This is a genomic window from Marinobacter xiaoshiensis, assembly GCF_031631795.1.
Lineage (GTDB): Bacteria > Pseudomonadota > Gammaproteobacteria > Pseudomonadales > Oleiphilaceae > Marinobacter > Marinobacter xiaoshiensis.
On sequence record NZ_JAVMBO010000007.1, the window covers coordinates 755,768 to 769,145 of the forward strand.

Consider the following 13,378-nt stretch of genomic DNA (forward strand, 5'->3'; position numbering starts at 1 on the left):
AACATGGAGGATATTTCCTTCCAGCATGTATTCAGCCGTGTATATAGCTATCTGTGTGAAGCTGGAATTGAGATGACCAGTGAACGCTGTCGACAGTTGCTTCAGCTAATTGACGACGCCGTCGCCGAGGTTGGCGAAAGCGCTAACCAAAAGGCTTCAGCTGAAACCTTCCACGGCTCCCCAACCCTCGGCGGCCACCGCCTGTTGCGGAGTGCTATGGACAGGCTGCCTGAATACTTCACCCTCCCTGAAGTCAAGATCCCCACGCCGGCACCTGACCTGTGCAGAGGCAGCATCGGGTATCGCTGTCGTGGATAAATCCAAGACACAAGGCCCCGGAAAACACCGGTGGCGTCTGGTAGCCAATATGCGCCGGGCAGTATTAATGCTGTTCGTGTTCGGCCAAACCGGTGTTGCCAGCTACTACCTGCTTTGGGTGCTGCCTTACCATGGAGGCACTGCACTGGAAATCGGTATGCTGGCATTGTTTGCCATTCTTTATGCCTGGATCGCTGTGGGCTTCTGGACAGCTGTATTCGGGTTTGTGGTCAGGCTGATGGGTGGAGACCGACACTCCATACTCAAACGCCACCCAGATGCAGAACTTCAGCAGACGCCCATGGCGAAAACCGCTGTTCTGTTACCCATATACCACGAGCCAGTGCACTGGACTCTGAGTGGCCTGAAAGCGGTATATCGGGATATTGAGCGCACAGGCCAGATCGAACATTTCGAGTTTTACATACTTTCAGACAGCCGTGATCCAGATGTGTGGCTTGAAGAGCAGGTGACATGGAATAGAGTCGCAAAGGAGTTGGGAGGTGAAGGCCGAATTTTCTATCGTCGCCGGCCCGTGAACCTCAACTACAAAAGCGGCAACGTTGCAGACTTTCTTCGGCGCTGGGGAAAGCGTTGCAAGTACATGGTGGTATTGGATGCAGACAGCCTGATGACCGGCAGCACCATCGTTCGCATGGTTCAGCTTATGCAAAGAGAGCCAGGTGTGGGAATCCTGCAAACCAATCCGAATATCATCAACGGCCAGTCCCTGTTTGCCCGCATTCAGCAATTTGCCAACCGCTTTTACTCAACCTTGTTTGCCGCCGGTCTGGCGGCTATCCAGATGGGCGATGCCGCATTCTGGGGTCACAACGCCATCCTACGTATTGAACCCTTCATGAAGCATTGCGGCCTGCGCAAATTGCCAGGTATCGGGATCTTTGGCGGCCCCATCATGAGCCATGATTTTGTGGAAGCCGCTTATATGGGCCGTGCGGGTTATGAAGTCTGGCTGGAGCCAGGTTTGAGTGGCAGTTACGAAGAATCTCCGCCAACCCTGGCCGACGAGTTGGCTCGCGATAGCCGATGGGCCAAAGGCAATCTGCAGCACCTATGGGTAATGCTGAGGGAACCGGGTTTACGTTTCGCCCACCGCATGGCATTTCTGAACGGGATCATGGCGTATGTGGCTTCACCTTTGTGGCTGGGTTTCCTGATTCTTACCACGATTGCTGCCGCCAACATGACCTTGTCACCCATTGAATACTTTCCCGATGGCCATCAGGGACTGTTTCCGCTGTGGCCGGAATGGCGACCAGAGTGGGCATTGGGGTTGGCGCTCAGTACTCTGGCACTGCTGTTTTTTCCCAAGTTTTTGGCTGTCATCGACGCTGTAATTCACCGGTATACCAAAGACTTCGGCGGGCTGATTCGGTTGTTCTGCAGCGTGATGCTGGAAATTATTATTTCCGTACTGTTAGCGCCGGTGCGCATGTGGGCGCACAGTCGTTACGTGGTGTCAGCCTTATTAAATGTGTCGTTGCAATGGGCCGGGCAGAATCGCACCGAGGAAACCAGCTGGAAAGAAGCACTGATCACCCAATTGCCGGGAATGGTGCTGGGCGCTGGTTGGTCCGCCTTTGCCTGGAGCCTCGACACCATGTTCTTCCTGTGGTCGTTGCCCGTGGCCTTACCCTTGATTCTGGCCTCACCCACCGCCGTGTACCTCAGCCGAAATTCGTTAGGTCAGGCTTTGAAGAAGCGCCGTCTCCTGCTAATACCGGAAGAAAATACCGCCATGGCGTTGCTGGAAGATGCGGTGACATATCGCGCACAGGAACCTGCAGATTCGACCCTTACCCCTCTTGAACAAGCTGTACTGAGGCTCGACCACAACCGCTTGCACCAGGCTTTGGCGTGGGATCACCGGCGTGGTTCCCGCAAGGCTGAGCTGGAACTCTGCGTGGCACGGTGCCTTGAGTTGGGGCCCGATGCATTAACGCGTTCTGAAATGAGCCAGATTGTCAGGGACCGTGAGTCTTTAAAGGCATTGCACGAGGGTGCCTGGCGCTCAGTTCCGAGCAGCTTCTGGGGGCGTTCTATCGCTCGACTGAGTGCCCGAGCGAAAGACGCTTAGTATTCACTGCTCCACGGCCGCGACGAGTTACGAAAGGAGAAAAACTATGGATCGACGCACCCTCATGAAGACCCTGATAGCGGGGCTTGGTGCCAGTGCACTGCCGCTTGCGCCTCTGGTATTTGCGCGGGAGGCAGAGGTTGATAGTGCTAACAGCGAAAAGCCATTCAGCTATGCGTGGCTGAAAGGCTATGCCCGTGAGTTGGCAGAGCACCCTTACATCTCCCACGAAGGCGAGTTGCCCGAAAGTCTCAAACAGATCAGCTGGGACGACTACCAGGCCATCCGGTTTCGCAAAGATCATGCCCTTTGGGCCGACAGCGACTCGGCCTTTCAAGCGCAACTCTTCCATTTGGGGCTGTATTTTCAATCGCCCGTCACGCTTCATGAGGTGATTGACGGAAAGGCCACCGTTCTCAGGTATAACCCGGATTATTTTGCCTACGAGGGTAAGCAGCCACTCGGCGACCTTCCAGCCAACCTGGGCTATGCCGGCTTCCGCCTGCACTATCAAACCGACTTCTCCCGCGATCTGGCTGCGTTCCTTGGTGCCAGTTACTTCCGTGCAGTTGGTTCCGAAATGCAGTACGGCATGTCGGCCCGTGGGTTGGCCATTGATACCGCAATAGACGGCGAAGAGGAGTTTCCCCGGTTCAGCGCCTACTGGCTGGAAAGACCAAAGCCAGGCAGTCACGTGATGCGGGTATGGGGTTTGCTCGATTCGCCCAGCACCACAGGGGCCTACGCCTTTGTACTCGACCCCGGGCGTAACATGGTGATGGATGTAGATGTGGCGCTTTACCCCCGAACTGAAATGAAAAGAGCCGGCATTGCACCGCTGACCAGCATGTATCAGGTGGGTGAAAACAGCCGGCGCATGGATTACGACTGGCGCCCCGAGATTCACGATTCCGATGGCCTGGCTATGCTTTCTGGTAGTGGCGAATGGCTCTGGCGACCCCTCGAAAACCCGGCCCATCTGCGCTTTAACAGCTTCAGCGATAACAACCCCCAGGGCTTTGGCTTGTTGCAGCGGGATCGGAACTTTGATCACTATCAGGACGACGGCGTGTTCTACGAGCGCCGCCCCAGTGTATGGGTGCAGCCGAAAGGCCAGTGGGGCAAGGGCAGTATTGATCTGGTGGAAATACCAACCGTCGATGAAACCTTCGACAACATTGTGGCCTTCTGGCATCCGAAGGAGCCATTAAAACCGAAACAGGAGTACCTGTTCGCCTATCGCTTACACTGGGGTGAGCATGCGCCGGTTAATCCGAGCGAGTTGGCAATTGTCGAAGCAACCCGCACGGGATTGGGCGGCGTTATCGGTCAGAAACGTGAGTATTTTTCCTGGCGTTTTGCCGTGGATTTCGCCGGAGGTGTGCTGAGCATGCTGGGGGAAAGCGCGGAGGTAGAGCCCGTTATAACCGTAAGCCGGGGTGATGTGGAAATTACCTCGGCGCGGCCATTGTCTGCAATCGACGGGTATCGGGCAATGTTCGATCTGGTCCCGGGCGAGTCGGAAGAGCCCATTAATATACGGATGTATCTACGCCTGGGCGATGAGCCGCTCACGGAAACCTGGGTCTACCAATACACGCCGCCACCGCTTTCAGAGCGAAAGTTGTACTGAGAGATCAGAGTCTATAATTCCACTTTGCTATGGATTGTTTACAATAGAAAGCCCGGATTGTTGACAATCCCGCGAGTCCAGCGTAAATTTCGACTCTATCAAGGCCACATTGTCGACAAACCATGCTGGATACTGCACCTCAAACCTACACTCGCGCTGATGAAGCCTTTGATTGTCTGCAAACGGCAATCGTAAAGGGGGATCTTGCGCCGGGCGACAAAATCGGCGAACTGGATCTCTGCTCCCGCTTCGATCTGACCCGTGGCCCGCTCCGGGAGGCCCTTGGCCGGCTGGAGTCCCGCGGGCTGCTAGTGCGACGCCCCCATGCGGGTGTGCGGGTGGTCTCGTTAAGCACCACCGAGTTGGTTGAGTTGTATCGCATACGGGAAATCATGGAAGGCCTTGCCGCACGCCAGGCTGCAGAGCGCATGACTGACCAGGAGATTGCCGACCTCCAAGCCACCCTCGATGCCCACGAAACCATGATCGACGAAGCCCACGGGCAGGCCTATTATCAGGCTGAAGGGGATTACGATTTTCACCACCGCATCGCCACGGGCAGCCGGAACACCAAACTGGCTCAGATGCTACTGGGCGATCTCTATTACATGGTGCGAATGTACCGTTACCGGTTAAGCACCTCCGCTGGTCGCCCCCACCGAGCCCTCGGTGAACACCGCCGTATAGTTGAAGCCATTGCCCAGCGTGATGGTGAGCTCGCAGAATTTCTGATGAAAAGACACATCAACGCCGCTCGAGAAAACATCGAGAAAAAAATTCAGGAAGGCGTTTTAACCATCTGATAAAAGAGGAATAACCATGTCCAATAAGCTCTCCCCAGGCGCGCGTTTTCGCAAAGCCTTGAACGATAACAAACCCCTCCAGATTGTAGGCACAATTAACGCCTACGCTGCCATGATGGCCGAACGCGTAGGGCACCAGGCTATCTACTTGTCTGGTGGCGGCGTGGCGAACGCCTCTTATGGCTTGCCAGATCTGGGCATGACCAGCCTGAACGATGTGGTAGAAGATGTACGCCGCATCACCGCAGCAACCGAACTGCCGTTGCTGGTGGATATTGATACGGGTTGGGGTGGGGCATTCAACATTGCCCGCACTATCCAGCAGATGGAACGCGCAGGCGCCGCCGCCGTACATATTGAAGATCAGGTAGCCCAGAAGCGTTGCGGACACCGCCCGAACAAGGAAATAGTTTCCAAAGAAGAAATGGTTGATCGCATCAAAGCCGCCGCCGATGCCCGTGTAGACAAAGACTTCTTCATCATGGCCCGCACCGATGCCTTCCAGAAAGAAGGCCTGGAAGCAGCCATCGATCGCGCCAAGGCCTGCATTGAAGCCGGTGCTGATGGTATTTTTGCAGAAGCGGTTACTGAGCTGGAACACTACAAAGCGTTTTCCGAAGCACTGGGCGACGTACCTTTGCTGGCCAACATTACCGAGTTTGGCGCCACCCCTCTTTATAATCGCAAAGAGCTGGGTGAGGCCGGTGCCAGCATGGTTCTGTACCCGTTGAGCGCCTTCCGCGCCATGAACAAAGCGGCCGTTACCGTGTACCAGAACATTCTTGAGAAGGGCGATCAGAAAGACGTAGTTGATCTGATGCAGACCCGTATGGAACTCTACGATTACCTGAACTATCACGACTTTGAACAGAAGCTGGACCAGCTGTTCCAGCAGTCAAAATAATTAGAGGAGAGATATCCATGGCAGAAGCAAAGAAACTCGGTGGCGCAGGCCTTCGCGGACAGGTAGCTGGTGAAACTGCACTGTGCACCGTTGGTAAAACCGGAACCGGCCTGACCTATCGTGGTTACGACGTAAGCGATCTGGCAGACAATGCCCAGTTTGAAGAGGTAGCCTATCTGCTGCTGCGCGGCAAGCTACCGAACCAGCAGGAACTGGACGCTTACAAGAAGAAGCTCCAGAGCCTGCGTGGACTGCCTGCAGCACTCAAGACCGTTCTTGAGCAGATCCCCAAAGATGCTCACCCCATGGACGTTATGCGCACCGGCGCCTCCATGCTGGGCAACCTGGAAACCGAGAAGGACTTCAGCGAGCAGGACGACAAAATCGACCGCATGCTGGCTCTGTTCCCGGGCATCATCACCTACTGGTACCGCTTCGCCCATGAAGGCGTGCGCATTGAGACCGACAGTGATGTGGATTCCATTGGCGGTCACTTCCTCGAACTGCTCCACGGCAAGAAGCCCAGCGAGCTACACGAGCGCGTGATGAACGTCTCCCTGATTCTGTACGCCGAGCACGAATTCAACGCCTCCACCTTCACGGCTCGCGTGTGTGCGTCTACGTTGTCTGACATTCACAGCTGTGTAACCGGCGCCATCGGTACCCTGCGTGGCCCACTGCACGGCGGCGCGAACGAAGCGGCGATGGAACTGATTCAGAGATTCCAGACACCAGAGGAAGCGGAAGAAGGCCTGATGGGCATGCTGGCTCGCAAGGAAAAGATCATGGGCTTCGGCCACGCGATATACAGCGAATCCGATCCGCGCAACGTGATCATCAAAAAGTGGTCAGAAAAGCTGGCTAAGGAAGTGGGCGATACGGTTCTATATCCGGTATCCGTGCGCTGTGAAGAAGTAATGTGGCGCGAGAAGAAATTGTTCTGTAACGCCGACTTCTTCCATGCCTCGACCTATCACTTCATGGGCATTCCCACTGAACTGTTCACGCCGATTTTTGTTATGTCCCGTGTTTCCGGTTGGACAGCGCACGTAAAAGAGCAGCGCGAAAATAACCGGATTATCCGCCCAAGTGCGGATTACACCGGGCCGGACCATGCTGAGTGGGTGCCGATTGAGAAGCGGGCTTAAACACTGGACACAAGAGTACTCTTAATGAACACCAACTACCGTAAACCTCTACCAGGCACCGACCTGGACTATTTCGATACCCGCCAGGCCGTTGAAGACATTCAAGCCGGCGCCTACGACAAGCTACCGTACACCTCCAGAATTCTGGCAGAACAGCTTGTTCGTCGTTGCGATCCCGATGCGCTGACGGATTCCCTCAAACAGTTCATCGAGCGCAAACGTGATCTCGACTTCCCCTGGTACCCGGCACGCGTGGTTTGCCACGACATTCTGGGCCAGACAGCTCTGGTGGATCTCGCAGGCCTGCGCGACGCCATTGCAGAGAAGGGCGGTGATCCCGCTAAAGTGAACCCGGTTGTTCCAACCCAGCTAATCGTGGATCACTCTCTAGCTGTTGAACACGCTGGCTTTGAGAAAGATGCGTTCGAAAAGAACCGGGAAATCGAAGACCGCCGTAACGACGATCGTTTCCATTTTATCAACTGGACCAAAAAAGCGTTCAAGAACGTGGATGTTATCCCGCCAGGTAACGGCATCATGCACCAGATCAACCTGGAGAAAATGTCTCCGGTGGTGCAGGCGCGCCCGGATGGTGAAGGCAAGAAGGTCGCGTTCCCGGATACTTGTGTAGGCACAGACAGCCACACGCCAATGGTTGACGCCCTGGGTGTAATCTCCGTAGGCGTTGGCGGCCTTGAAGCCGAGAGCGTCATGCTGGGCCGTGCCTCCATGATGCGCCTGCCGGATATCGTAGGTGTAGAGCTGACAGGAAAGCTGCAGCCAGGCATCACAAGTACCGATATGGTATTAGCTTTGACTGAATTCCTGCGCAGAGAGCGTGTAGTAGGGGCTTATCTGGAATTCTATGGCGAAGGCGCAGACAGCCTGACCATTGGCGATCGTGCCACTATCTCCAACATGACACCGGAATACGGCGCAACGGCGGCCATGTTCTACATCGATGGCCAAACCATCGACTATCTGAAGCTGACCGGCCGTGAAGACGAGCAGGTAGCTTTGGTAGAAAAGTTCGCCAAGCACACAGGCCTGTGGGCAGACGCCCTGAAGACGGCTGAGTATGAGCGTGTTCTGAAGTTCGATCTGTCTACCGTTGTGCGCACACTGGCTGGTCCTTCCAATCCACATGCGCACTTGCCAACCTCCGAGCTTGCTGCACGTGGCATCGCCAGTGAGTGGGAGCAGGAAGAAGGCAAAATGCCGGATGGGGCTGTCATCATCGCTGCCATCACCAGCTGCACCAACACCAGTAACCCCCGAAATATGGTTGCTGCCGGTTTGATTGCCCGCAACGCCAACAAATTGGGCCTCACCCGCAAGCCCTGGGTGAAATCCTCTCTGGCACCGGGTTCTAAAACCGTTGAAATGTACCTCAACGATGCCGGGTTGTTGCCCGAGTTGGAAGATCTAGGCTTCGGTGTGGTGGGGTTCGCCTGCACTACCTGTAACGGTATGAGCGGCGCACTGGATCCGGTTATCCAGAAAGAAGTGGTTGATCGTGATTTGTACGCAACGGCAGTGCTCTCCGGTAACCGTAACTTCGACGGCCGGATTCACCCCTACGCCAAGCAGGCATTCCTTGCTTCACCGCCTTTGGTGGTGGCATACGCCATTGCTGGAACCATCCGCTTCGATATCGAAAAAGATACGCTGGGGTACGATAAAGAAGGTAATCCGGTCACCCTGAAAGATATCTGGCCGGATGATGCAGAAATCGACGCCATTGTGAAAAAGTCGGTGAAGCCGGAACAGTTCCGCAGCACCTACATTCCAATGTTCGACGTAACCCAGGAAGCCCACGCCAACATCAGCCCGTTATACGATTGGCGCCCAATGAGCACCTACATCCGTCGCCCGCCGTACTGGGAAGGCGGCATGGTTGGCGAGAAGCAGCTTAAAGGCATGCGCCCGCTGGCGGTGCTGCCAGACAACATCACCACAGACCACCTGTCGCCGTCCAACGCCATCATGATGGACAGCGCAGCCGGTGAATACCTGCACAAAATGGGTGTGCCGGAAGTGGACTTTAACTCCTACGCAACCCACCGCGGCGACCACCTGACCGCCCAGCGCGCAACCTTTGCCAACCCGAAACTGTTCAACGAAATGGTGTTGGATGAAAACGGTAAAGTGAAGCAGGGCTCTCTGGCGCGTATCGAGCCGGAAGGCAAGGTTACTCGCATGTGGGAAGCCATCGAAACCTACATGGAGCGCAAGCAGCCGCTGATTATTATCGCCGGCGCTGATTATGGTCAGGGTTCCTCCCGGGATTGGGCAGCCAAAGGCGTGGCATTGGCCGGTGTTGAGGCCATCGTTGCCGAAGGCTTTGAGCGCATCCACCGCACCAACCTGGTAGGTATGGGTGTTATGCCACTGCAGTTCGAAGAAGGCACAACGCGCAAAACCCTGAGTATTGATGGCACGGAAATTTTCGATGTTGAAGGAAAGCCTGCGCCCGGCGCCAAGCTGACTCTCATCATCACCCGCAAAGACGGAAGTTCTGAGAAGGTGCCCGTTATTTGCAGACTGGATACTGCAGAGGAGTTGCACATTTATTCAGCGGGTGGCGTATTGCAGCGCTTTGCTGAGGACTTTCTTCAGTCCGAAGGTGCGGTTTGAATAATGAGGGCAATGAAATGAGTCACGCACCGCAAATCAAAGTCCCCGCCACTTACATCCGTGGCGGCACCAGCAAAGGTGTATTTTTCCGTTTGGATGACCTCCCTGAGAGGGCCCGTACACCGGGCCCGGCGAGGGATAACCTGTTGCTGCGTGTGATTGGCAGCCCAGACCCCTACCAGAAGCAAACCGATGGTATGGGAGGTGCCACATCCAGCACCAGCAAAACCGTAATCCTGAGCAAAAGCACTCAGCCAGATCACGATGTGGACTATCTGTTCGGGCAAGTGAGCATCGATAAGCCCTTTGTGGACTGGAGCGGCAACTGCGGCAACCTCACGGCAGCCGTCGGTGCCTTTGCGATTAACAGTGGCTTCGTCGCAAACGACCGCATTCCGGAAAACGGCACGGCGGTGGTGCGCATCTGGCAGGCCAACATCCGCAAGACCATCATTGCCAATGTGCCTATCACCAATGGTGAGGTGCAGGAAACCGGTGACTTTGAGCTGGACGGAGTCACGTTTCCCGCAGCTGAAGTGCAAGTGGAATTCATGGATCCAGCCGATGGCGAAGGCTCAATGTTCCCCACCGGCAATCTGGTGGATGAACTGGAGGTTCCAGGCGTTGGCACCTTGCAAGCCACCATGATCAATGCCGGTATCCCTACGGTGTTTATCAATGCGGAGGCCGTCGGCTACAAAGGCACAGAACTGCAGGACGACATCAACAGCGATCCTAAAGCCCTGGCGATGTTTGAAAGCATTCGCGCCCATGGCGCTGTGAAGATGGGGCTGATCCAGAACATCGAAGAAGCCGCCGCCCGACAGCACACGCCAAAAGTGGCTTTCGTGGCACCGCCGGCGGAGTACACTTCATCGAGCGGAAAGAAGATTGCTGCAGGTGACATCGATGTACTGGTGCGCGCGCTCTCCATGGGCAAGCTACACCACGCTATGATGGGCACAGCCGCAGTCGCCATCGCAACCGCAGCAGCCATTCCCGGAACACTGGTGAACCTGGCAGCAGGCGGCGGTGATCGCACCTCAGTCACCTTTGGTCATCCGTCAGGCACCCTGCAAGTCGGGGCAGAAGCCAAAGAAATAAACGGCCAATGGACGGCTACCAAAGCCATCATGAGCCGCAGTGCGCGCATACTGATGGAAGGCTGGGTTAGGGTGCCTGGAGATAGCTTCTAGCAGTAAGTGAAAAACGGGTAACCGGCTCCTTTCGATCATTGAGCGCTAAGTTTGCTAGGCTGTAGTAAGCAGACACTCAAATCGAAGGAGTCGGTATTATGTCAGCCACATTCGATCTCAACGAACGCCCCGATTACGATGAAGCCCTCCAGAAAATCGCCGATTACGTCCTTACCTATAAAGTAGAAAACAAAGAAGCCTGGAACACGGCGCGCCTTTGCCTGATGGATACGCTCGGCTGCGGCCTGCTGGCTTTACGCTTTCCGGATTGCACCAAACACCTGGGGCCGATCGTGGAAGGCACGATTGTTCCCCATGGTGCCCGCGTTCCAGGTACCTCATTCAGGCTCGATCCTGTGAAAGCAGCCTGGGACATTGGCTGTATCGTGCGCTGGCTAGACTATAACGACACTTGGTTGGCAGCGGAATGGGGGCACCCCTCAGATAACCTTGGCGGCATACTGGCAGTGGCGGACCATCTGTCGCAAAAGCGTGTTGCAGAGGGAAAAGCACCGCTTACCATGCGTGAAGTTCTCGAAGCCATGGTTATGGCCCACGAAATCCAGGGCGTGTTCGCCCTTGAAAACTCCTTCAATCGCGTGGGGTTGGATCACGTTATCCTGGTGAAAGTGGCTTCAACAGCCGTCACCGCGAAGCTCATGGGTGCCACTCGTGAGCAAATGCTGGCGGCGCTTTCTCATGCCTGGATTGATGGCCAGGCGCTACGAACATACCGCCACGCCCCGAATGCCGGGTCCCGGAAATCCTGGGCAGCGGGTGATGCCACCTCCCGTGCCGTTCGCCTTGCGGATATTGCCATGCGGGGTGAGATGGGGGTTCCCAGCGCGCTCACAGCACCCCAGTGGGGTTTCTACGATGTCCTTTTTAGCAAAACCAATAAAGACCAAGCCCTGAAACCGGAAGACAAACGCCGGTTTTCCCTGCCACAGAAGTTTGGTTCCTACGTGATGGAAAACATACTCTTCAAAGTATCTTTCCCGGCAGAATTCCACGCCCAGACAGCGGCCGAAGCGGCTGTAACGCTTCATCCACAAGTTAAAGACCGGCTCGATCAAATCGACCGAATTGTAGTAACTACCCACGAGTCAGCCATACGTATCATTTCCAAGGTCGGTAAATTGGCAAACGCGGCAGATAGGGATCACTGCCTTCAATACATGGTGGCTGTGCCATTAATTTTTGGTGATCTGGTGGCCGAGCATTACGAAGACAGCTTTCACGAGGCCAACCCTCTCATTGACGAGCTCCGAGACAAGATGGAAATTGTCGAGGATGAGCGTTACACCCGCGAGTATCTCGAAGCAGACAAGCGTTCAATCGCGAATGCTATCCAGGTGGTCTTCAAGGACGGCTCCAGTACAGAGAAGGTAGCTGTGGAATACCCGATAGGTCACCGCAGGCGAAGGGAGGAAAGTATTCCACTGCTATCAGACAAGTTCCGAGCTAATCTGGCGACCCGTTTCCCGGCGCAACGGTGCGAGCAGATCTTCGAAGTCTGCAAGAACCAGAAGAGCCTGGAGAATACCCCGGTTCAGGAGTTTGTGGGGATGTTCGTTATCTGATCTGGCCGAAGAGTGTTTATTTTCTGCCCGGAGATAGCGGCTTAACATTATCCGGCACACCAAGGTTTTCCCTGTGTGCAGTTTGCTCGTCGGGGAAAATCGTGGCCAGCCTGCTGTCAATACGCTCCAGTGCTTCCGCCATGCGAATCAGCGTCTGGCCTACACCAGCCAAATCGCCAGAAGTCCCGGCATGCTCTGGCGCCGGGTGCTCCCGTTTCTTCACGTCGGTCAACTTCGGGGTGTTCGCGGGCAGATCATCGCCCAGCAAATCCTTGCGTATGGATTTGAGATCATGGGGGTCAATAAATGGCCGGTCCTCTGAGTAGGCACACATCATCATGCCGTCACACAGTTTGTTAATCAGCCGTGGGATACCCTTGCTCAGCTTGTGAATCTCACGAACCGTGTCCACATCAAATAGTTTGTTGCCACCGTGACCGGAAACCAGAAGCCGGTAATCGATATATTCAGCCGTTTCTTTTGGCGAGAGACCTTCCAGATGGAAGAACAGCTTTACCCGCTGAGCCAGCTGAGGGATATCCAGAACAGCCTGCTTAAGTTCTGGTTGCCCAAGCAGGATAACCCTCATGGAGGGCCCACCCATGCTTTCCATGCCGGCCAGCATGCGGATATCTTCAAGGTTTTCCCGGGTAAGGTTTTGCGCTTCATCAATCGTGAGCACCACAGGGGTGCCAGCTTTTGCCATTTGCTCCAGGTAGTCAGAGATCTGGAAAAGCATGGCTACCTTGCTCTCGTCTTCTACCTTCATACCGGCCTTGCGAAGGATCAGACCAAACAGATCCTTGGACTCAAGGTTTGTGTAGGAAATGTTGAGTAGCTTCAGGTTGCCCTCAAGATTGCGAATGGTCTTTTTAAGCAATGTTGTCTTGCCCGAACCAATCTCTCCGCTGATAACCACGAAGCCCTCTGAGCTCCAGATCGCCGAAGACATGTATACATAAGCTCGCGAATGTTGTTGGCTCATGTAAATGAAATCGTCTTCCGGTGTAATGCGGAAGGGATGTCTATGGAGACCGAAAAATTCCAGATACATAGAT

The 13,378-nt window shown here is 55.1% G+C and carries 10 protein-coding genes; 9 read left to right on the forward strand and 1 reads right to left on the reverse strand.

Annotation, left to right across the window (positions count from 1 at the left end; genetic code table 11):
* The first annotated feature begins 3 nt into the window (after positions 1–3).
* The 9 genes from RKA07_RS07245 to prpD all read left to right on the forward strand — a co-directional run bounded on the left by RKA07_RS07245 (position 4) and on the right by prpD (position 12,320).
* A complete protein-coding gene (locus RKA07_RS07245; protein WP_310965974.1) occupies positions 4–318 on the forward strand; it encodes a hypothetical protein in 315 nt (104 codons plus the stop codon).
* Positions 311–2,416: a glucans biosynthesis glucosyltransferase MdoH gene (gene mdoH, locus RKA07_RS07250; protein ID WP_310965975.1), complete on the forward strand. Its 2,106-nt coding sequence runs from the start codon at positions 311–313 to the stop codon at positions 2,414–2,416. The genes RKA07_RS07245 and mdoH overlap by 8 nt, the downstream gene beginning before the upstream one ends.
* Positions 2,417–2,462: 46 nt before the next feature.
* Positions 2,463–4,049: an OpgD/OpgG family glucan biosynthesis protein gene (locus tag RKA07_RS07255; protein WP_310965976.1), complete on the forward strand. Its 1,587-nt coding sequence runs from the start codon at positions 2,463–2,465 to the stop codon at positions 4,047–4,049.
* 122 nt (positions 4,050–4,171) lie between these two features.
* Positions 4,172–4,852: a GntR family transcriptional regulator gene (locus RKA07_RS07260; protein ID WP_200200857.1), complete on the forward strand. Its 681-nt coding sequence runs from the start codon at positions 4,172–4,174 to the stop codon at positions 4,850–4,852.
* Positions 4,853–4,868: 16 nt separating this feature from the next.
* Positions 4,869–5,756: a methylisocitrate lyase gene (gene prpB / locus RKA07_RS07265; protein ID WP_309043323.1), complete on the forward strand. Its 888-nt coding sequence runs from the start codon at positions 4,869–4,871 to the stop codon at positions 5,754–5,756.
* A 17-nt stretch (positions 5,757–5,773) separates the two neighbouring features.
* Complete coding sequence (gene prpC / locus RKA07_RS07270) at positions 5,774–6,904, forward strand: bifunctional 2-methylcitrate synthase/citrate synthase (RefSeq protein WP_200369450.1); 1,131 nt, start codon at positions 5,774–5,776, stop codon at positions 6,902–6,904.
* 24 nt (positions 6,905–6,928) lie between these two features.
* On the forward strand, positions 6,929–9,541 hold the full coding sequence (gene acnD / locus RKA07_RS07275; protein WP_200369451.1) for a Fe/S-dependent 2-methylisocitrate dehydratase AcnD: 2,613 nt from the start codon (positions 6,929–6,931) through the stop codon (positions 9,539–9,541).
* 17 nt (positions 9,542–9,558) lie between these two features.
* The gene (gene prpF, locus RKA07_RS07280; protein WP_200369452.1) at positions 9,559–10,737 is read left to right on the forward strand and encodes a 2-methylaconitate cis-trans isomerase PrpF; all 1,179 of its coding nucleotides are present in this window, start codon (positions 9,559–9,561) and stop codon (positions 10,735–10,737) included.
* A 98-nt stretch (positions 10,738–10,835) separates the two neighbouring features.
* Positions 10,836–12,320 (forward strand): 2-methylcitrate dehydratase, encoded by a 1,485-nt coding sequence (prpD, locus tag RKA07_RS07285; protein ID WP_310965977.1) that lies wholly within the window; start codon positions 10,836–10,838, stop codon positions 12,318–12,320.
* Between the two features lie 16 nt (positions 12,321–12,336).
* Here the strand turns inward: prpD and RKA07_RS07290 are convergent, their stop codons facing one another.
* Positions 12,337–13,374 (reverse strand): ExeA family protein, encoded by a 1,038-nt coding sequence (locus tag RKA07_RS07290; RefSeq protein WP_310965978.1) that lies wholly within the window; start codon positions 13,372–13,374, stop codon positions 12,337–12,339.
* Positions 13,375–13,378 lie beyond the last annotated feature (4 nt).

Coding starts and splice junctions, on each gene's coding strand:
- RKA07_RS07245 (WP_310965974.1), top strand. CDS start 4: ATGGAGGATATTTCCTTCCAGCATGTATTCAGCCGTGTATATAGCTAT.
- RKA07_RS07255 (WP_310965976.1), top strand. CDS start 2,463: ATGGATCGACGCACCCTCATGAAGACCCTGATAGCGGGGCTTGGTGCC.
- RKA07_RS07260 (WP_200200857.1), top strand. CDS start 4,172: ATGCTGGATACTGCACCTCAAACCTACACTCGCGCTGATGAAGCCTTT.
- prpB (WP_309043323.1), top strand. CDS start 4,869: ATGTCCAATAAGCTCTCCCCAGGCGCGCGTTTTCGCAAAGCCTTGAAC.
- prpC (WP_200369450.1), top strand. CDS start 5,774: ATGGCAGAAGCAAAGAAACTCGGTGGCGCAGGCCTTCGCGGACAGGTA.
- acnD (WP_200369451.1), top strand. CDS start 6,929: ATGAACACCAACTACCGTAAACCTCTACCAGGCACCGACCTGGACTAT.
- prpF (WP_200369452.1), top strand. CDS start 9,559: ATGAGTCACGCACCGCAAATCAAAGTCCCCGCCACTTACATCCGTGGC.
- prpD (WP_310965977.1), top strand. CDS start 10,836: ATGTCAGCCACATTCGATCTCAACGAACGCCCCGATTACGATGAAGCC.
- RKA07_RS07290 (WP_310965978.1), bottom strand. CDS start 13,374: ATGTATCTGGAATTTTTCGGTCTCCATAGACATCCCTTCCGCATTACA.